At 56.4% G+C, this 18619-nt stretch carries 18 protein-coding genes; 5 read left to right on the forward strand and 13 right to left on the reverse strand.

The window, feature by feature from the left end; all coding sequences use genetic code 11:
* Positions 1 to 5: 5 nt before the first annotated feature.
* From mtnP to ndk, 5 genes are read right to left on the reverse strand one after another with little or no spacing between them, the layout of a single operon-like run.
* On the reverse strand, positions 6 to 863 hold the full coding sequence (mtnP, locus tag B5D39_RS01780; RefSeq protein WP_078788666.1) for an S-methyl-5'-thioadenosine phosphorylase: 858 nt from the start codon (positions 861 to 863) through the stop codon (positions 6 to 8).
* A complete protein-coding gene (locus tag B5D39_RS01785) occupies positions 860 to 2164 on the reverse strand; it encodes a sensor domain-containing diguanylate cyclase (RefSeq protein ID WP_078788667.1) in 1305 nt (434 codons plus the stop codon). The genes mtnP and B5D39_RS01785 overlap by 4 nt, the downstream gene beginning before the upstream one ends.
* Position 2165: 1 nt before the next feature.
* Positions 2166 to 2693 carry a V4R domain-containing protein gene (locus B5D39_RS01790; protein ID WP_078788668.1) on the reverse strand — a complete coding sequence of 176 codons (528 nt, stop codon included), beginning with the start codon at positions 2691 to 2693 and terminating at the stop codon, positions 2166 to 2168.
* On the reverse strand, positions 2686 to 3741 hold the full coding sequence (rlmN, locus tag B5D39_RS01795; protein WP_078788669.1) for a dual-specificity RNA methyltransferase RlmN: 1056 nt from the start codon (positions 3739 to 3741) through the stop codon (positions 2686 to 2688). The genes B5D39_RS01790 and rlmN overlap by 8 nt, the downstream gene beginning before the upstream one ends.
* A 55-nt stretch (positions 3742 to 3796) precedes the next feature.
* Positions 3797 to 4213, reverse strand: a complete 417-nt coding sequence (gene ndk, locus B5D39_RS01800) for a nucleoside-diphosphate kinase (protein WP_078788670.1) — start codon at positions 4211 to 4213, stop codon at positions 3797 to 3799.
* A 194-nt stretch (positions 4214 to 4407) separates the two neighbouring features.
* On the opposite strand from ndk, the gene rsmB reads away from it, so the two are divergent.
* From rsmB to B5D39_RS01820, 4 genes are read left to right on the forward strand one after another with little or no spacing between them, the layout of a single operon-like run.
* The gene (rsmB, locus tag B5D39_RS01805; protein ID WP_244161324.1) at positions 4408 to 5781 is read left to right on the forward strand and encodes a 16S rRNA (cytosine(967)-C(5))-methyltransferase RsmB; all 1374 of its coding nucleotides are present in this window, start codon (positions 4408 to 4410) and stop codon (positions 5779 to 5781) included.
* Complete coding sequence (gene rpe / locus B5D39_RS01810) at positions 5778 to 6443, forward strand: ribulose-phosphate 3-epimerase (protein ID WP_078788671.1); 666 nt, start codon at positions 5778 to 5780, stop codon at positions 6441 to 6443. The genes rsmB and rpe overlap by 4 nt, the downstream gene beginning before the upstream one ends.
* A gap of 13 nt (positions 6444 to 6456) precedes the next feature.
* The gene (locus tag B5D39_RS01815; protein ID WP_078788672.1) at positions 6457 to 7389 is read left to right on the forward strand and encodes a diguanylate cyclase; all 933 of its coding nucleotides are present in this window, start codon (positions 6457 to 6459) and stop codon (positions 7387 to 7389) included.
* A 45-nt stretch (positions 7390 to 7434) separates the two neighbouring features.
* The gene (locus B5D39_RS01820) at positions 7435 to 8889 is read left to right on the forward strand and encodes a transglutaminase-like domain-containing protein (protein ID WP_078788673.1); all 1455 of its coding nucleotides are present in this window, start codon (positions 7435 to 7437) and stop codon (positions 8887 to 8889) included.
* Positions 8890 to 8896: 7 nt separating this feature from the next.
* On the opposite strand, the gene B5D39_RS01825 is transcribed toward B5D39_RS01820, so the two are convergent.
* From B5D39_RS01825 to B5D39_RS01835, 3 genes are read right to left on the reverse strand one after another with little or no spacing between them, the layout of a single operon-like run.
* The gene (locus tag B5D39_RS01825) at positions 8897 to 10174 is read right to left on the reverse strand and encodes a M16 family metallopeptidase (protein WP_078788674.1); all 1278 of its coding nucleotides are present in this window, start codon (positions 10172 to 10174) and stop codon (positions 8897 to 8899) included.
* Positions 10171 to 10605 carry an HIT family protein gene (locus tag B5D39_RS01830; protein WP_078788675.1) on the reverse strand — a complete coding sequence of 145 codons (435 nt, stop codon included), beginning with the start codon at positions 10603 to 10605 and terminating at the stop codon, positions 10171 to 10173. Before B5D39_RS01830 ends, B5D39_RS01825 begins: the two co-directional genes overlap by 4 nt.
* Positions 10605 to 11546, reverse strand: a complete 942-nt coding sequence (locus B5D39_RS01835; protein ID WP_078788676.1) for a sensor histidine kinase — start codon at positions 11544 to 11546, stop codon at positions 10605 to 10607. Before B5D39_RS01835 ends, B5D39_RS01830 begins: the two co-directional genes overlap by 1 nt.
* Before the next feature lie 104 nt (positions 11547 to 11650).
* On the opposite strand from B5D39_RS01835, the gene B5D39_RS01840 reads away from it, so the two are divergent.
* The gene (locus B5D39_RS01840) at positions 11651 to 12133 is read left to right on the forward strand and encodes a hypothetical protein (protein ID WP_078788677.1); all 483 of its coding nucleotides are present in this window, start codon (positions 11651 to 11653) and stop codon (positions 12131 to 12133) included.
* A 60-nt stretch (positions 12134 to 12193) separates the two neighbouring features.
* Here B5D39_RS01840 and B5D39_RS01845 read toward each other — a convergent pair whose 3' ends face one another.
* From B5D39_RS01845 to B5D39_RS01865, 5 genes are all read right to left on the reverse strand, one after another.
* Entirely contained in the window at positions 12194 to 12748 is a 555-nt protein-coding gene (locus B5D39_RS01845) for a YXWGXW repeat-containing protein (protein WP_078788678.1), read from the reverse strand.
* 44 nt (positions 12749 to 12792) lie between these two features.
* Entirely contained in the window at positions 12793 to 15309 is a 2517-nt protein-coding gene (locus B5D39_RS01850) for a helicase C-terminal domain-containing protein (RefSeq protein WP_078788679.1), read from the reverse strand.
* A 1-nt stretch (position 15310) separates the two neighbouring features.
* The gene (locus B5D39_RS01855; protein ID WP_078788680.1) at positions 15311 to 17257 is read right to left on the reverse strand and encodes an ATP-binding cassette domain-containing protein; all 1947 of its coding nucleotides are present in this window, start codon (positions 17255 to 17257) and stop codon (positions 15311 to 15313) included.
* A gap of 201 nt (positions 17258 to 17458) precedes the next feature.
* Entirely contained in the window at positions 17459 to 18145 is a 687-nt protein-coding gene (locus B5D39_RS01860; protein ID WP_078788681.1) for an ABC transporter ATP-binding protein, read from the reverse strand.
* 2 nt (positions 18146 to 18147) lie between these two features.
* A complete protein-coding gene (locus tag B5D39_RS01865) occupies positions 18148 to 18609 on the reverse strand; it encodes a 23S rRNA (pseudouridine(1915)-N(3))-methyltransferase RlmH (protein WP_078788682.1) in 462 nt (153 codons plus the stop codon).
* Positions 18610 to 18619: the final 10 nt, after the last annotated feature.

The following is an 18619-nucleotide window of genomic DNA, read 5'->3' on the forward strand; positions in this document are numbered from 1 at the left end:
GCTCCTTAGTTCAAATACTTGGAAACAATCGGACCGAGCTTGGCAACGGTGGCTGCCGGAATCACGGAACGATCAGTAATAATAGCGCTCGCCAGGGCACTGCCACAGCAACAGCTCTGCTCAAGCAGCGTGCTGTCGTGCATCAGCTGCCGGATGATCGCCTTGGACATGACCACATTCTTGTGCATGATCTCCAGAATCGCCTCCACCGTGACATCATCATGGGTTTCATGCCAGCAGTCATAATCAGTGGAGAGTGCAATCACACCGTAGCAGAGCTCAGCCTCACGGGCCAGCTTGGCCTCAGTCAGGTTGGTCATACCGATGATATCCCCCCCCATACTGCGGTAGAGGTATGATTCAGCACGGGTGGAGAAGGCAGGCCCCTCCATACAGATGTAGGTGCCCCCTTTGTGGGTCACAGCACCGGCAGTTTGAGCAGCCCGGAACAGCTTGTCAGACAGACAGGAGCAGACAGGATCGGCAAAACCGACATGGGCCACAATCCCGTTTCCAAAAAAGGTGGCATCCCTGACCCCTTTGGTACGATCAATAAACTGATCTGGTATGACAATGTGGCCAGGCACGACCTCCTCTTTCAGGCTACCCACGGCCGAGACCGAGATGATCCGCTGCACACCCAGCTGCTTCATGCCATAGATGTTGGCCCGATAGTTGACCTCCGATGGCAGCAGGCGATGCCCGCGACCGTGGCGAGGCAGAAAGGCCATCTTTACGCCATTCAGCACGCCGGTTATATACGCATCTGAAGGTGAGCCAAAGGGTGTTTCAAGGACTACTTCCTCAACCTGCTCCAGCCCTTCCATCTCATACAATCCGCTACCACCAATTACGCCAATCATTCCGGTGTCCCCTCTTCCTGCGTCTCTTGCTGTTCTTTTTCCTGCTGTTCACGCTGTTTCTTCCGCAACAGTTTCTCTGCCACCATGGCTGCCGAGGCCTCACGCTGCGCACGCAACAGCTCGCTGCCGGTGTGGGCGGTACTGGCACCCATACAGAAAAAAACTGCAGGATCGTGCTCCGAAGCACGGGCAACCGCCGCCCTGAAGCGGATCAACCCGACAGCCGTCTGTTGTTCATCCAGACCCGGCAGCAGGATTGCAAAACCGTCACCTCCGGTACGAGAGACCAGGTCTTCGGCCCGGAACCCCTCCTTCAGCAGACGGGCTGCCTTCATCAGGATCAGGTCACCCCGTTCCCGGCCCTGTTCATCATTGGTCAGCTGCAGGTTATCAAGGGAAGCGATCACCACGCTGACCGGAAAGCGTCGGCCACGGGAAAGCCGCTCAAACTCGGTATCAAAGTAGGCCCGGTTATAGAGGCCGGTCATCGGATCATGGACCGTCAGATAGGCCAGTTGCTTCTCCCGCTGACGCCGCTCTGAGACATCATGCCCCACACTGAGGATCTCCGGCTGCCCCTTTTCATTGTAGGCAGGGGAGTTATTCCAGGCCACCCAGATCCGGCTGCCGTCCCAGCAGATCGTCTCATGTTCCGAGGTACGGAACTGCTCAGGGTTGGCACCGATTTCCGCAATTAACTGCCGCAGGCTCTGTCCGGTACTTTCCACCTCCGGCACAATGGTACCCACCAGATGCCGACCCACCAGTTCTTCCGGCAAAAACCCAAAAAATTCACAGACATGGGAGTTTGCAAAGGTAATGATGCCATCGCTGGTCCAGCGCAGGATGAAACTGCTGGAACGCTCCACCAGTTCCCGGTAATTGCGTTCGGAAAGCCGCATCCGCTCTTCAATCCGCACCCGGTCAGACACATTGCGGGTCACTCCCTGAAAACCGACCAGATCCCCTGCCTCATCACGGATAGCAGAAACCGACACCTCGGCAGGGACAAGGTTGCCGACCTTGGTAAGTATCAGGACCTCCAGCAGCCGATGGCCAGCTTTTTTCCCTGTCTGTTCTTCAGCCACTCTGGCAGCCAGACGGCCCAGTACAAAATCACGGGAGGCAGGAGAAAGCAGTTCAGGGAGAGGCCGGCCCAACAGCTCTTCAGGGCTATAACCGAATTGCGTTGTGACCGCATTATTAACGTAGCAGAAACAAAGCTCGCGGTCAGTCTGCCAGATCACATCCGGGCAGTTTTCAACCAGACCTTGATAGAGAGAGCAGGGTTCAGGATGCATGTCACACCTCGCAGGCGGTCGCTACAAAGCGGCAGGTACGGGCACCATTGGCCCAGCAATCCACCTCACGCACTACAAAAGGTCGTCCGTTGTAACTCTCCAGCAGTGCAGCGATGAAACCTTCATCATAGGTACAGATCGCATTATCCAGCACCGGCAGACCTGAACAATCCAGGTCCTCTGAGACCGTCACCACAAACTGCCCGTTAATCAGGTCGGCCTCTTCAATGGCCAGAATCCCGATCCCCAGGTCACGCAGGGCCTGGCCAAGCCGTTTGGAGAAAATTTGCAGGTCGGCCACCGGCCCGATCAGCTGATCATAAAAATGTTTACCGGAAAGGTAGCCAGCTTCATATAACATGCTGTCGGCCACAGTCGTGCCGTAATGTTTTTCCAGCACCTCACGCAGGGTAAACTGCATCAGGCGGTAGGTCTCAACCCGCATGGTCGGCCCCAGGTTTGGGCGGCCAACCTCAAGATTTCCCAGCAGTTCCCAACTAAAGGGATGCTTGCACGCAGGATCAGTCATCGGAGGACTCCAGAGCTGGCTGACAATCCAGCTTTCCCTTCAGCTGACCGCAGGCAGCCGAGATATCACTGCCACGGCTGTCACGGGTGATTACGGTAAAATGCCGGTCCAGCAAGTACTTGTGGAACGCATCCAGCGCCGCCCTGGTGGGTGGCCTGAAATCAGCCTTTTCATGGGGGTTAAACGGAATCAGGTTGATTTTGCAGGGGATATCAGACAAGAGCCGCACCAGCCGCTTGGCATCCTCAGGTGTGTCATTCAGCCCGCCCAGCAGGACATATTCGATGGTTATCTTGCGTCGTCCCGGCAGGGGGTAGTTTTTCAAGGCAGCCAGCAGCGTAGCGATCGGATAGGCCTTGTTGACCGGCATAATGCGGTCCCGCAACTCATCGGTAGTGGCATTCAGAGAGACAGCCAGGTTGACGGTTATCTCACGCCCCAGCCGTTCCAGCTCCGGCACCAGGCCACAGGTGGAGACCGTTACCCGCCGGGAGGAAAGCTGTAGCCCGTTGTCCTCTGCCATAATCTGCAAGGCGCTGATAACATTATCCAGGTTATGCAGCGGTTCGCCCATCCCCATCATCACAATGTTGCGCACATCCACATCACGCCGCACCGCCAGAATCTGATTCACAATCTCAGCGGTGGTCAGATTACGGGTCAGATTAAAGGTGCCGGTCAGACAAAAGGCACACTGCATGGCGCATCCGGCCTGGGATGAAATACAGAGGGTGTTGCGATCTTCATCAGGGATGATGACTGATTCCACCGCATTGCCGTCTTCAAGCATAAACAGGTACTTACGGGTGCCGTCGTTGCCCACCTCAATGGTTTCAGGCTCAAGACGACTGATGTAGGCGGTCTGTGCCAGCTCAGTACGCAGCGCCTTGGAGACGTTGGTCATCTCATCAAAGCTGCTGGCATCATGCTGGTACAGCCATTTAAAGATCTGGGTTGCGCGATAGCGTTCTTTGCCCTGCCCCTGAAGAAACTGTTCCAGGGCAGGCAGAGTCAGGTTTTTGAGGTCGGTCAGGAGGGGATTGGGCATAGGTTACACAAAAAAGCGGCCCTGTCACGTTGGTGATAGGGCCGCTTCCGTTTGGCTAGCCCACCAGCTCGAAGCTGTTGAAGAAATACGGAATTTCAAAGGCTGCGGTCTCCGGCGCATCGGAACCGTGGGAAGAGTTTTCCTCGATATTCTTTGCAAACTCCTTGCGGATAGTGCCTGGCTCTGCATTGGCAGGGTTGGTGGCGCCCATCAGAGTCCGCCAGTCAGCAATGGCATTCTCTTTTTGCAGGCAGAGCACGATCACTGGTGAACGGGACATGAAGCTGCAGAGGTCGTTGAAGAACGGACGCTCTTTGTGAACATAGTAAAAGCCTTCTGCCTGGGCACGGGAAAGGTGAATCTTCTTCATACCAACAATGGCAAAACCGGCTTCTTCAATCTTGGTGATGATCTTGCCTGACAGGCCCCGCTCAACAGCGTCCGGCTTGATGATGGCAAAGGTGCGTTCCATAACTTTTCTCCTTCGTAATCAAGTATCAATGAAAGGATGCTCATAGCACGTGACTACGTGAAATGTCAAGCTGTTACGGGCTATCGACACGACACCGGCAAACCTTACAGAGCCAGCTTGAGCTGACCACAATCTGCAGCAACAATACGTTAAATGATTGCCAATACAGCCTGTTACGTTCTATGCTGCGATCCATGTCCAAATCAAAACCTGCCATACAAGCAACCAGCTCACCCCGTCAGGCCGCTTATACCACTTTGCAGCGGCTTGTTAACAGTGACCTGCATGCCGATGACCTGATTGATCAGGAACTGTCCCACAACCAGCTACAAGGGCCTGATCGCGGCCTGTTTGCCGAACTGGCCTTCGGCGTGCTGCGCCGTCAGGGGAGCCTTGACCACTACCTGAAGCAGCTGGTGCAGCAACCCCTTGAACGGCTGGAGCTGCCGGTCCTGTTGCTGTTGCGCCTGGGGCTCTACCAACTGCGCTACCTGGACCGGGTACCCAGCCACGCTGCAGTGCATGCCACCGTAGAACTGACCAATGTCATCCTGCCCCGCGCCAAGGGGTTGATCAACGGCGTCCTGCGCAGCTACCTGCGGCAGCAGGAGTCTCTGACCCTGCCCGACCCGGCCCAGCAACCGGTAGCCTGGCTGGCTGCAGCCTATTCTCTGCCTGGCTGGCTGGCTGAGCAGTGGTTGCAGCAGTTTCCCCAAAGCGAGGCGGCCGGTCTGGCTGCAGCATCAACAGAAATTCCGCCGCTAACCCTGCGTGTCAACAGCCTCAGGACCACCCGCAACGCACTGCTGGAGCGCTTACAGGCTGCAGAGTTTATTGCTGAACCATGCCGGTTTGCCCCAGAAGGGATCCAGATCCTGCAACGCTGCCAGATTACCAGCCTGCCCGGTTTTACTGAAGGCCTGTTCATGGTGCAGGATGAGGCCTCTCAACTGGTCGCCCACCTGCTGGCACCCCAGGCCGGTCAACAGATCCTTGATATGTGCGCTGCACCGGGCGGTAAGGCCACCCATCTTGCTCAGCTGATGAACGACCAGGGCTGCGTTACCGCAACAGACCTGAACGCCCGCCGTATCCGCCGGATCTGTGAGTCTGCGGAACGGCTCGGCTTGACAAGTATTCAGGCTGTGGCCGGTGATGCCCTTGGCAACGACTATCTTGAAGGGATGCAGTTTGACCGGATCCTGCTGGATGCACCCTGCTCCGGCCTGGGTGTCATCCGCCGTAACCCGGAGGCAAAATGGCGCTTGACCCCTGCCGAGATCAGCCGTTGTGCTGCCCGCCAGCGCCTGTTGATTGATGCAGCTGCTGCCCGGCTAAAACCAGGCGGTGTGTTGGTCTATGCCACCTGTTCCACTGCAGTGGAAGAAGATGAAGCGGTAATCAAGGATTTTCTTTCACGTAATCCCGAGTTTGTGGTAGAAAATGGCGCTCAGTTCTTTCCTGAATGGGCTGATCTGTTTGACAACTCCGGCTATCTGCGTGCCTGGCCCCACCGCCACGGAACCGATGGTTTTTTTGCTGCACGACTGAAGAGGATTGACCGATGAAAAAGATAGCGCCATCCATACTTTCTGCTGATTTTTCCCGTCTGGGGGACGAAGTCCGGGCTGTTGAGGCTGCCGGTGCTGATTACATCCATATTGATGTCATGGATGGTCGCTTTGTACCAAACATCACCATCGGCCCGTTGGTGGTTGATGCCGTGCGCAAGGTTACCAGCCTGCCGCTGGATGTGCACCTGATGATTGAAGAACCGGAGCGGTATGTGGAGGAGTTTGCCAAGGCCGGTGCCGATATCATTGTGGTGCATGCCGAGGCCTGCCGCCACCTGCACCGGGTGGTGCAGCAGATCAAGGGACTGGGCAAGAAGGCCGGCGTCTCTCTGAACCCTGCCACTCCGTTGAATGTACTGGACTATGTCCTTGAAGAGCTTGATCTGGTGCTGCTGATGACCGTTAACCCAGGTTTTGGCGGCCAATCGTTTATTGAGGCCTGCATCCCCAAGATTCAAGCCTTGCGTGGCATGCTGGATCGCCGTGGTTGTGAGGCAGAGCTGGAGATCGACGGTGGCGCCAAGCCGTCCAATGTTGCACGGATTGCCCATGCCGGGGCCGATGTCCTGGTGGCCGGCAGCGCCGTATTCGGCAGCCATGATTATGCTGCCACCATTGCTGAGATGAAACGCCTGATGCAGGAACCTCGCCTGTAAAAAAGGGAGTCTTATGGCAGACAGTGTACTGATCATTGACGATTCTGAAGCTGTCCGGGAAAAGATCATCAAGACCCTGGAGTCTCGTGATCTTTTTTCCCGTTTTTATCAGGCTGAAGATGGCCTGGAGGGGTTTAAGAAGCTGCTGGCATCGCCGGTGGATATTATCCTTTGCGACCTTGAAATGCCCCGCATGGATGGCTTCAAGTTCCTGGGGATGCTGAAGGGGCGGCCGGAAGTATCCGACACCCCGGTCATCATCCTGACCGGCAACGATGACCGCGAACTGAAGATCAAAGGGCTTGAGCAGGGGGCCTGTGACTTTATCACCAAACCGTTTGATCCTGAAGAACTGGTGGCCCGGATGCGGGTCCACCTCAAGATCAAACACCTGCAGGATGACCTCAAGCGCTCCAATGAACTGCTGCTGGAGCTGTCCAATACCGACCACCTGACCGGCCTGTTTAACCGGCGCTTCCTGATGGAGGCACTGGACAAAGAAGTACAGCGGGCGCGGCGCAAAGATGGCCAGGTTGCCCTGTTGCTACTGGATATTGACCACTTTAAACTGGTTAACGACACCCACGGCCATCTGCAGGGTGACGTAGTACTGCAGAAGGTGGCGCTGCATATCCAGAAAGAGCTGCGCAGCTATGATATTGCTGCCCGCTATGGCGGTGAGGAGTTTGTTGCGGTCTTGCCGGACACCTCCTTAAAAGAGGCCTTTAACGTGGCGGACCGGATCAGGCTTTCTGTGCAGGGGATGCGCTTTGCCGGTTCACTCTCCAATGAACGGGTCACGGTCAGCCTGGGGGTAGCCCTGTTCCCATCCCCCTGTTTTGATGACATCGATGGTCTGTTGCGCTCTGCTGATGAAGCGCTCTATCAGGCCAAGGAGCGGGGACGCAACCGGGTGATTATCAGCGATCCCGGCTGTAAACAGTAAGCCGACGACACAAACCATACCTCTTTACTAACAGGACTATGTACCATGCTACAGCTTAAACGATCTTTTTTTTATCTGTTGTCGGCGGCCCTGGCCGCCGTTTTTTTATCTCTGCCGGTCTTTGCTGCTGCACCGAACCAGCTTGCAACGCCCCCTTTGGGCGAACGATGGTTTGCCATCCTGATCGACAATGAGCAGGTTGGCTTCTACCACCAACAGACCACTGCCCTGCCGGAAGGCGGCTACCGGATTGAAGGTGATGGGTCTGTTCGGATGAAGGTGATGGGCTTTACCAAAGAATCCAGCTCCCGTGAGATCTATCAGGTCGGGCCAAACCTGGCCTTGAAGACGGTTGAGGTGGAACAGACCATCAACGGCAGTAAATCTCGCCTGAGCGGTAAGATGATTCCTGGCGGTCTGCAGATTAGACGGGAGGCAGATGGCAAAAGCAGCCTGAAGACCCTGAAGGCCAAGTCCGAACTGTTTCCCGGCCCCACCTTAAACCTGATACCTCTTTTCAAAGGCACGGCAACCGGAAAAACCCTGCGGGTATTCAGCTTTGACCCGGAAGAACTGGCGATCAAAGAGGTTAAGATCACGGTACAGGGAGAGGGAAAGACCCCGGAAGGAGTACATGCCTTTAAGCTACGTAACAACCTGTATCCCTTTGTTGATAACGAGATCTGGCTTGACCAGCAGGGCAACACCCTGCTGGAATCGGTGCGGGACGGCCTGGTGATTACCAAGGCTGAGCCGCCAGAAAAGCTGGCAGCCTTTGTCAGCGGCATGGCCCTCTCAAAAAAGGATCTGATCTATGACTTCAGCCTGGTTCGGATCAATCCTCCCCTGAAAAAGGCCCCGGCAAAACTTGCTGGACTGTCTGTTGCCATCACCGGTTACGGCGATCAGATCCCTGTGTTGAGTAACGGCTCGCAACAGGTTGAGCGCCAGCAGGGCAGGGTGGTCATTACAACCGGCAGCCTGCGCAAGCCAACTGACATGCTACTCAAACAGGCAGCAGAAGCCTATCTGCAGCCATCGGAAGGGATTGAGTCTACCTCGGCAGAGATTTCAGCCAAGACCAAGGAGTTGACGAGCAGCCTAAAGACCGATCAGGAACGGATTCAGGCACTGACAGCCTGGACTGCCAGCTGGATTGAGGACAGCATTGAAGATGGCGGTAGCGCATTAACGGCACTCAGTAAAAAGAAAGGCAACTGCCAGACCCACGCCAAACTGTACAGCGCCCTGGCCCGTGCTGCGGGTATTCCGACCCGTTTTGTCTCCGGTCTGGTTTCCCAGGACGGGGCCGGTTTTTTATACCACAGCTGGGCGGAAAGCCTGGTGGAGGGACGCTGGATAGCGGTTGACCCCACCTTTAATCAGGTTCCGGCTGACCCGACCCACCTGGCCTTTTTTGAAGGAAACCGGCTGGCTGATCTGTCGCCACTGGTGGGGGTGATTGGTAAAATCAAGGTAACCATACTGGAAGAACGATAACACTGCCCTAAACTTGCAGCAATTGTGCAATTTCCTGCTGATCAATACTCTCTATCGGCCCGATAACCCCTAGAAAACGGTTTTCGGGCCGAAACAGTTCTGCTGCCAGCCTTTGCAACTCTGCCGCAGAAACCTGCGCAACCAGCTGCTGGTCATCATCAATACTGCGGGCCACCCCCATCAGGGTGCCCCAGCCAAACCGGATCCCCATCTCGCTAACCGAATCCCGGCTGTAATCCAGATCTGCCAGGTAGACAGTTCTGACCCGCTCCAGCTCCGCCTCCGGCACCGGAGACGCTGCCAGTAACCGTAACTCTTCCAGGGTTGCCTTAAGCACCGTTGCCAGATTTTCAGGCGCGGTTGAAAGATCAATCGAAAGGCAACCGGTTTCATCATAACTGCCGATTGAGGCATCAACCGAATAGATCAGCCCTAACCGCTCCCGCAACGCCAGGTGCAGCCGGGAGCAGCCACCCCCTGCCAGAATTCTGCGCAGCAGCTTCAGGGTAGTCAGCTCCGGCGCTGCGCGGTGGCAGGCCCGAAAGGCAAGCTGCATCGTGATCTGGCTGTCAGAATCCCTGACAAATCGGCAGCTTGGACCAGCCTCCAGCGGCGTCACAACCGGCTGTATCACCGGCAGATCTGCCCCTTGCCAGCTCCCCATGACACGCTCTGTTGCCTCAACAATCTGGCTATGCTGCACAGGACCTGCTGCCACCACCACGGCATTGTTGGGGCGATACCAGGTGGCAAGGTGCTGTCGCAGATCCTGCTCCGTTATCCGGGCAATATCCTCCAGACTTCCCACTGTGGACTCCCCCAGCGGGTGACCAGGCCAGAGCATCCGCCCCACCACCACATCAGGGCTGATCTCATCGCCATCCTGACTGATATCCTCCAGCGCCTCTTCACCGATAATCCGACGTTCCAGCTCAATCCCCTCCAACCGGGGCCGCAACAGCATGGAGGCCAAGATTTCAAGCCCCTGGGCGGCAAAACGGGGGTGAATCCTGCCATAGTAGCAGGTTGAGTCAGCATCGGTGGCTGCATTGATCCCGCCCCCCAGCGACTCGAAGGCAGCCTCAATCTCGAGCGAACTGGCGTACTCTGCAGTGCCGCGAAACAGCATATGCTCCAGAAAGTGCGATAACCCGGTCCTGCCAGGGGGATCATTGCGCCCCCCCACCTTCAGGTAGACCGCCACATCAGCGCTGTGCAGGTGAGGCAACTCCACCGTAACCACCTGCAGACCATTGGCCAGTGTTGTACAGCAGGGTCTTTTCATCGGCTCTCCAGTGCCTGGCGGATCTGCTCACAGCGCTGGCGGTAGCCTTCTTTTGAAAGGTGGCTCTCTGCATGGGGTTCCGACCAGATCGGCCTGGGCCATAATGGTTCACTGCTGAAGCGCGGCACCAGATGCCAATGGATGTGGGGCACCATATTACCCAACAGCTCGTAATTGATCTTGTCCGGTTTAAAAAGAGCGGCAAGGGCTGCTGAGGTGCTAGTCACCTCTTCCATCATCCCCTGGCGGGTCTTAAGGTCCAGATCAAACAGCTCGGTAACATGTTGCTTGCTAAACAGCAGACAGTAACCGGGAAAAAACTGATCACGGTTCAGGATCAGGTAGCTGTACTCAAACTCCATAATCTGCAGGTCGGCATCATCTTCCCAGCGGCTGCACATCGGGCAGGTTACACTATTTTCAGAACTCATTATTTCTCCACAAGGGGTAGTTGCAGGGTAATGGTACAACCACAGCCAGGACCGGCGCTTTCAGCCTGCACTGTGCCGCCGCAGCCTTCAATAACCGACTGGACGATATACAACCCCAGGCCGGTGCCGCGAATCCGTTCATCCGGCTGTTCTACCCGGTAGAAACGGCGGAAGATTTTACGCAGTTCTGCTGCAGCAAGGCCACGACCATGATCTTTCACTGAAATAGCCGCCCAGCGGCCTTTTCGGCTCAGCCGCAACTCAAGCTCCGGCACACCGGGCGAGTATAGTACGGCATTTTCCAACAGATTGCGCAGTACCGTGCCCAGCTCATCCGGCTCCACCGCCGCCTTCAGATCAGGCTCAAGCTGCAGCTCAAGCCGGGTACCCGGTGGCAGGCGGTCACGGTTATCATCCAGATATTTTTGCAAAAAGGCCGAAAGATCAATGGTCCGCCGATCAGCCGGGCGGCGACGCTGCTCAATCCGGGCGGCCAGCAGCAGGTTGTCAATCTGGGAGTGCAGGCGATGGGTATCATCCAGCATGGTATCCACAAAACTGTCAAGACGTTCTGCCGATGGACGGCGTAGCTGAATGGTCTCAAGATGAAGCTGGATTGATGCCAGGGGTGATTTCAGTTCGTGGGTCACCTGGGTGATAAATTCACGTTGTTCCTGATACAGCCGAGATTGGCGGCGCCAGAAGATGAACAGTGTATAGACACCGGCCAGAATCGCCGCCAGCAGCAGCAACCCTTGCACCAGTGGTGACCAGCCCTCGGTTCGGGCCAGCAGCTCCGGGCTGTAACGGGTAGCCAGTTCTTTTAGCTGACGATGCCGGCCCACAAACCAGGTTACCCACAGCACCACCACCGCTACCCAGACCAACTGGATGGCGACCAGCGCAATCACCGGATTAAAAATACGACGAATCAGCTTCATCTGGTATGACACGTCTTTCCTGGTTGAATTTGTAACGCCGTTCTGTTATAACCCAGACCCGCTGCAGATGACACCACTAAATACACGCAAGTAAGGAAAATGTAATGGCATCCTACGACTTCACCCGCCTCAGACGTCTCACGATCATCCACAACGTGGTGCAGGTCGGCCTGCTTGGGCTGTTGATGTTTATGGCCTACAATTTTATGCTGGCTTTTGCCAAGTACGGCATGTCCGGTTTATTTGTCAAAAGCTTCATCATGGCGGTGGTCGTGCAGCTGATCTGTATGTATCCTGCCTGGTGGCTTGCTCGCAAGGATGTTGAGGTTGAAGTTGAGACAAGCCTTGTGGGGGTTACGCCTGAACAGCTGTTGGCACTTCGCCGCAGACGGCTGCTTGGAGATATCTGGAAGATCTCTGCCCTGGGTGCCTTTGTGGTCTTTGTGTACATGTCACCCAGTGTGGACAAGGGACGTGGCGCATCGTTGATCCTGTCGGTTTCCTACTATTCGTTCCTGCTGGTGGCCCTGACCTACTTCCAGTGTTTCAACTTTATTACCAAAAAACGCCGCAAGGAACTTGCCTGAGAACCTGATTAACCCCATCTGCAAAACGGCCCGGTAGGCACCGGGCCGTTTTAGTTTCAGTTAATCACGGCCATGTCCATGGCCATGCTTTTTATGTTCCTTCCACTCTTCGCGCTCTTCCCGTCTTTTTTCTTTACGACGATCCTTCTCATCACGCCACTCTTCTTTTCCCTCTCTGCCGGGCCTGAAATGTTTACCACGGTAGTGATCACGCTTTTCATGATAGGCTCGATACTCATGGTCACGGTATTCGCGGATCTTCTCAACCTTGTACCGTCTGACCGGCGCCGGAAGCTGCTCGTAGCGGGTTACCACCCAGGGACCATTATAATGATTGGCCCGATACCAGTGATTACCCTGAAAGAGGTAGTAGACGCCGGAAATCAGAACCATATCATGGGGCATATCCACCCCTACATAAAATCCCAGAGAAGATGGTGCCAGAAAGAGCGGCGGTGCATCAAAGACCACCCGGGGAGCAACCACGGCCACGCGCGGTGGCGGAGGCGGTGTAGGCACGCCCAGATTAACATTGACGTTAAAATTAGACTCAGCAGTTCCAAGTGACGGGACCGCCAAAAGTGCTGCCAGAGCCAGAGCTGTTGTGATTCGCATCTGCTGTTTCCTCCTTAGTATAGAATGTCTTGATCGTAGCATATTCAGTGCCATGATTGGAAAAACTGTTCCATCCGGCTGAATACCTCATCCAGCGGAGCGATCAGTTGCGCTGCCTCCGGCAGGGATTTCCTGAAGCGGCTGCCGTAATTCTTGGTCACCATCCGGCTGTCCAGAATCAGCACAGCCCCACGGTCGGTCCTGCTGCGGATCAAGCGGCCAAAGCCCTGGCGCAGCTTAAGCACCGCCTGGGGCACTGACATCTCCCGGAACGGATCTCCACCCAGGCTGGTGATCCGCTCTGCCCTGGCCTGCTGGATCGGTTCAGTGGGCACCTGAAACGGCAGCCGGGCAATCACCACCAACCGTAGGGCATCCCCCTTGACATCCACCCCTTCCCAGAATGAATCAGTACCGAACAGCACGGCATGCTGTTCCTTGCGGAAACGAGCCAGCAGCTGATGCCTGCCGCCCCCTTCACCTTGACGCAGCACGGTCAGCCCCTGATTCTCCAACGCTGACTTGAGCGCAGCATGGGTCTGACGCAGCAGGTTAAATGAGGTGAACAGTACAAAGGCACCCCCCTGCGAGATGCTGACCGCCCGCAGCACCGCATCAGCCAAAGGCTGACGGAAGCTATGGCTGGTGGGATCAGGCAGGTCACGGGGGATAGCCACCAGCGACTGTTCTGCATAATCAAAGGGAGAGGCCAGGGCCAGCTCCTGCAGCCGCTCCGGCTCCAGCAGATCAAGGCCGGTACGACGACGCAGATAGCCGAATGAGCCTCCCACGGTCAGGGTGGCTGAGGTCAGCACCACGGTGGGGATAGGATCAAGCAGTGCGATCTTGATGGTCTCAGCCACATCCAGCGGTGCCACACAGACCGTGGCCTGGCTGCCCCGGCTGGTCTGCTTGGCCTCCAGCCAGCAACAGGCCTCAGGGTCATCGGTACAGAACCAGGCCAGTTCACGGCTGATCGCCACTAACCTCTGACCAATGCCAAAGGCATCAGTCAGCAACCCGTTCACGGTCTGCATGACCGTGTCCGGCAGTTTGGCAGCAGCCCGGTCCAACGCCCCCAGACCATCAGCCAGCTCCTGCAGCTGCTCACCCAGACGCTTCAGACGGCTCTCCAGCTCATGCCAGAACGGTGTGGCCCGCACCTCTGTGGTAATCCTGCGCTTCAGCTCACCACCACGCTGATCATCCCCTCGCTGCATCTCACCTTGCAGGGCCTGGGCAAGCCAGTCCAGCTCACGGTCAACCGCACCTGCCAATTCATGGACCTGGGGCAGCAGGGCAGCCTCAATCAGCCCGGACAGCTCCTGATACAGGGCATCCAGCTCCTCCGGCAGTTCCTTGCCGATCTTGGTGTTCAGTACAGACAGGATACCAGCCCTGCCACCGGATGGCGCCAGTCTGGACAGCTGCTTCATCAGGCCAGCCCGGCTGATCCGCACTGACAGGGCGCCGGTGGCAGCCTCTTCCAGATGGTGGGCCTCATCAATGATCAGGCGGCTGAAGGGGGGCAGGATGGCAACCGCATCATAGCCGCTCTCACGGCGCAGAGCGATATCAGCCAGTAGTAGGGCATGATTCACCACCAGCAGCCGTGCCGAAGCAGCATCGCGGCGGGCCTTATAGAAGAAGCAGCGGTTAAACTCCGAACAGCGGGAACGTCCACACTGGTCTGCCTCGCAGCGCAGGTCATCCCAGACCTCCCAGGCAGGGTGGAAGGAGAGGTCGCTCAGGCAACCGCTGCGGGTGGTCTCGCTCCAGGCAGCTATGGCCTGCAGCTCCTCTGAGGCGCTGTCCGGGAACAGGGACGGCTCATCCATCACCCCGCCCAGTTTACGCAGGCAGAGGTAGTTGCCCCGTCCCTTGACCAGGCAGGCGGTGAACTCTGTGGCAGCATGGCGCTGCAGCAGGGGGATATCCTTCTTGATCAGCTGTTCCTGCAGGTTGATGGTGTTGGTGGAGATCACCACCCGTTGGTCATTACGCATGGCCCAAAGCAGGGCAGGCACCAGATAGGCCAGCGACTTGCCGGTACCGGTACCGGCCTCGATCAGCGCCACGGTGTTGTCGTTAAAGGCACCCGCCACGCTAAAGGCCATCCGCACCTGTTCATCCCGTTTTTCATACCCCTTCAGATGCTTGGAGAGCATCCCGTCATTGCCAAAGACCTTTTCCAGCTCATCAAAATTGAGCCGTTCGCCAGTACGGGGGGTGTGGGGCGCAACCACCAGATAGCAACGCTGGCAGTCATTATCGATGATGCCGAAACCAATCCCGTTGTTACCGCAAATGGAGGCCAGATCAAGATCAGCATCAGAGGGGGTCAGTTCACCGGAGGGGTGGTTGTGTAGCACCATCTGCCCGGCCGAAGCGCGGGAAAGGATGGCTGGCACAGCGTGCCTGTTGCCACGGGCGATCGCATCGGCAGAGACCATGCAGCCGTTATCGTCCAGATCGGCAATGAAGAAGACCTCATTACCACGAGCCTGTTTGATCTCAAAACGGATCAGGGCGCTGCAATCAGGGGAAAATTCAGCGGCCATCTCAGGCGCAGCTTTCCCACTGCGCGTACAGTTCCTCTAATTTGGTGTTCAGCGCCGTGTGCTGTTCACCGGCAGCCAGACCCTGCTCTGGATCATCAAAGAAGCCAGGCCGGTTCATCTCTGCCTCAAGCTCAGCAATCTTTTGCTCAACCGTGGCGATCTCCTTCTCAATCGCCTGCTGCTGCTTCTCCTTGGCCTGCTCTTCTTTTTTACGGCGTTTCTGCTCCTCGCGATCTTTAAGACGGTCTTCCTTGTTCTGGGGAGGCAGTTCACTTACGCCGGTTATTGCTGCTGTCGTTTCTACTGCCTGCTTAGCCGGACGGCCTGAAGTTGGAGGTGTATCCAGTTCACCGGACTTTTTTTCCAGGTAGTACTCATAATCGCCGTAATAATCGATCAGCTTGCCTTCGCCAACCTCCACAATCCGCGTTGCCAGACCGTTCACAAAGTAGCGGTCGTGGGAGACAAACACCACGGTGCCGTCAAACCCCTTCAGGGCATCCAGCAGCACCTCTTTACTGAATAGGTCCAGGTGGTTGGTTGGTTCGTCCATCAAGAGCAGGTTGGAGGGACGCAGCAGCATCTTGGCCAGGGCCAGACGGTTCCGTTCACCACCAGACAGCACCCCGACCTTTTTATGGATATCATCACCGGAAAACAGGAACGCCCCCAGGATATCCCGCAGCTTGGGCACCATCTCGTAGGGACAGTCACTGTACAGCTCATCATAGGCAGTTCTGGTGGCATCCAGCACATTGGCCTGGTCCTGGGCAAAGTAGTCAGCCACCACATTATGGCCCGGCTTCAGGCTGCCCTCCTGGTACTCGCCACCGGCCAGCACCGCCATCAGGGTGGATTTACCAGCCCCGTTGTGTCCCACCAGAGCAACCCGCTCCCCTTTTTCAACGGTCAGATCCACCTTGTTCAGGACAACATTGCTGCCGTAGCTGCGGGTCAGCCCCTGTAGTTCCAACACAATCCGACCGCTCTTGGGGGCATCGGGGAACTGAAAGCGGATCTTCTTGCGCTCCGGCGGCAGTTCAATCCGTTCCACCTTTTCCAGCTGCTTTATCCGTGACTGCACCAGCGAGGCCTTGTTGGCTTGATAGCGGAAGCGGCGGATAAAATCTTCGGTCTTCTGCACCTCTTCATCCTGCAGCCGCTTGGCCTCCCGTAACGCAGAGACCCGTTCTTCCCGTTGGATCAGGTAGCTGGAGTAGGAGCAGTGATAGTCGGCAATGGTATGGTTCCAGACCTCGGCGATCCGTGAGCAGACCTGATCCATAAAGAAACGGTCGTGGGAGACCAGAATCACTGAGCCAGGGTATGAACAGAGGTACTGCTCCAGCCAGTTGCGGGCCTCGATGTCCAGGTGGTTGGTCGGTTCGTCCAAGAGCAGCACATCCGGTTTTTGCAGCAGCAGGCGAGCCAGGGCGATCCGCATCTGCCAACCACCAGAGAACTCACCACAGTCCTTGTGCCAGTTTTCCTTGCTGAAACCGAGACCCTTCAGTACGGTGCCGATCTCGGCCTCCATGGTGTAGCCGCCACGGTGGCGGAACTGTTCCTGCAGTTCGCCATAGCGTGTCAGCAGGAGATCATGCCCGGCTGCATCATGGGGCATCTGCTCCAGTTCCTGTCCAAGACGGTGCAGTTCTTCTTCCAGTGCCAGCAGTTCTGACAGGGCTGAGCGGGCCTCATGGAACAGCATCCTGCCGCTGCTGACAATACCGTCTTGAGGCAGGTAGGCGGCCCTGGCACCCTTGGCCAGCTGGATATCACCGGCACTTGACTCTTCAAGCCCGGCAATGATCTTCATCAGGGTTGATTTACCAGCCCCGTTTTCACCGATCAGGGCAACCCGCTCACCCTTACGCAGGTGCCAGGAGATGTTCGCAAACAGAACGCGACCGGAATAGTCTTTAGAGAGGTTAACAAGTTGGAGCATCTTAAAACCCTGATAGCACGCGGATGACGCGGATTGAACGGATTAGCACGGATTTAAAACCGGAAATAAGGGGATTAACATCTTAAAAGCAAAGGGTACTTAATATTGTTTGACTTAATTCTTGTTTTTGAAGTTTTACCCATTCCTTTTGCCTTTATCCGCGAAAATCAGCCATATCCGCGTCATCCGCGGCCCATGCCTTTACCCTTCAGCGGTGTCTGAAATAATAGAACCATCGCGGAAGGTAATCCGGCGGGAGGCATATTCTGCCACTTCCGGTTCATGGGTGATCATCACAATGGTAATCCCCTGCTGGTTCAGGTCAGTGAAGAGCTGCATGATTTCATGGGTGGTGGTGGTATCCAGGTTGCCGGTCGGTTCATCAGCCAGGATCACCGCTGGCTGATTGACCAGGGCGCGGGCAATGGCTACCCGCTGCTGCTGACCACCGGAGAGCTGGGCACTGGTATGATTGACCCGGTCTCCCAGACCAACCCGCTCCAGGGCTGCCTTGGCCCGGCTGTGGCGTTCTGCTGCTGGAATACCGGCGTAGACCAGTGGCAGTTCCACGTTTTCCAACGCCGTGGTGCGGGGTAACAGGTTAAACCCCTGAAACACAAAGCCAAGTTTTTTATTACGCACCTCGGCCAGGCTATCCGCTGTCATACCGGCGGTATCAATCCCATCCAGCCAATAGGTACCACTGGTCGGTTTATCCAGACAGCCCAGGGTGTTCATGCAGGTAGACTTGCCACTGCCAGAAGCACCCATGATCGCTACGAACTCCCCAACACTAATGGCAAAGGAGACCCCCCGCAGTGCCTCAACGATGTGGTCCCCTTCGCCGAACAGACGGCGGATATTTTCCAGTTTGATGACTTCAGGCATGGTTAGTGGTGGTACGGCTCATTATTCAGAATGGTGCAGGCCCGATAGATCTGCTCAAGCAGGAACGGCCGCACCATCTGGTGGGTAAAGGTCATGGCGGAAAGTGCCAGCACTTTTGCGGCGCGGTTACGAACTTCATCGCTGAAGCCATAGGAACCGCCAATGGCAAAGACCAGCTCGGCAGTGCCACTGTCGCGATGTTTGCCGATAAACTCGGCAAATTTGACGGAATCCAGCTGCTGGCCCCGTTCATCCAACGCCACCAGCACGGCGTTGGGGGAAAGCTGTTTCAGTAACCGCTCACCTTCGCGGCGGCGGCCCTCTTCCAGGGGGGCATCCTTCTCATCTTTCAGTTCATCAATGGCCAGCGGCAGATAGCGGCCAATCCGCCCGCTGTACTCTGTGACCCCTTCCTTGATCCAAGGGTCACGGGTCTTTCCAAGCCAGATAATACGAAGCTTCATGAGATTAGTT

The sequence above is a fragment of the Trichlorobacter thiogenes genome, from assembly GCF_900167465.1.
GTDB lineage: Bacteria > Desulfobacterota > Desulfuromonadia > Geobacterales > Pseudopelobacteraceae > Trichlorobacter > Trichlorobacter thiogenes.

Coding starts and splice junctions, on each gene's coding strand:
- B5D39_RS01830 (WP_078788675.1), bottom strand. CDS start 10,605: ATGAGTTCTGAAAATAGTGTAACCTGCCCGATGTGCAGCCGCTGGGAA.
- B5D39_RS01855 (WP_078788680.1), bottom strand. CDS start 17,257: ATGCTCCAACTTGTTAACCTCTCTAAAGACTATTCCGGTCGCGTTCTG.
- B5D39_RS01840 (WP_078788677.1), top strand. CDS start 11,651: ATGGCATCCTACGACTTCACCCGCCTCAGACGTCTCACGATCATCCAC.
- B5D39_RS01865 (WP_078788682.1), bottom strand. CDS start 18,609: ATGAAGCTTCGTATTATCTGGCTTGGAAAGACCCGTGACCCTTGGATC.
- rpe (WP_078788671.1), top strand. CDS start 5,778: ATGAAAAAGATAGCGCCATCCATACTTTCTGCTGATTTTTCCCGTCTG.
- B5D39_RS01820 (WP_078788673.1), top strand. CDS start 7,435: ATGCTACAGCTTAAACGATCTTTTTTTTATCTGTTGTCGGCGGCCCTG.
- B5D39_RS01860 (WP_078788681.1), bottom strand. CDS start 18,145: ATGCCTGAAGTCATCAAACTGGAAAATATCCGCCGTCTGTTCGGCGAA.
- mtnP (WP_078788666.1), bottom strand. CDS start 863: ATGATTGGCGTAATTGGTGGTAGCGGATTGTATGAGATGGAAGGGCTG.
- ndk (WP_078788670.1), bottom strand. CDS start 4,213: ATGGAACGCACCTTTGCCATCATCAAGCCGGACGCTGTTGAGCGGGGC.
- B5D39_RS01785 (WP_078788667.1), bottom strand. CDS start 2,164: ATGCATCCTGAACCCTGCTCTCTCTATCAAGGTCTGGTTGAAAACTGC.
- B5D39_RS01835 (WP_078788676.1), bottom strand. CDS start 11,546: ATGAAGCTGATTCGTCGTATTTTTAATCCGGTGATTGCGCTGGTCGCC.
- B5D39_RS01845 (WP_078788678.1), bottom strand. CDS start 12,748: ATGCGAATCACAACAGCTCTGGCTCTGGCAGCACTTTTGGCGGTCCCG.
- rsmB (WP_244161324.1), top strand. CDS start 4,408: ATGTCCAAATCAAAACCTGCCATACAAGCAACCAGCTCACCCCGTCAG.
- B5D39_RS01850 (WP_078788679.1), bottom strand. CDS start 15,309: ATGGCCGCTGAATTTTCCCCTGATTGCAGCGCCCTGATCCGTTTTGAG.
- B5D39_RS01790 (WP_078788668.1), bottom strand. CDS start 2,693: ATGACTGATCCTGCGTGCAAGCATCCCTTTAGTTGGGAACTGCTGGGA.
- rlmN (WP_078788669.1), bottom strand. CDS start 3,741: ATGCCCAATCCCCTCCTGACCGACCTCAAAAACCTGACTCTGCCTGCC.
- B5D39_RS01825 (WP_078788674.1), bottom strand. CDS start 10,174: ATGAAAAGACCCTGCTGTACAACACTGGCCAATGGTCTGCAGGTGGTT.
- B5D39_RS01815 (WP_078788672.1), top strand. CDS start 6,457: ATGGCAGACAGTGTACTGATCATTGACGATTCTGAAGCTGTCCGGGAA.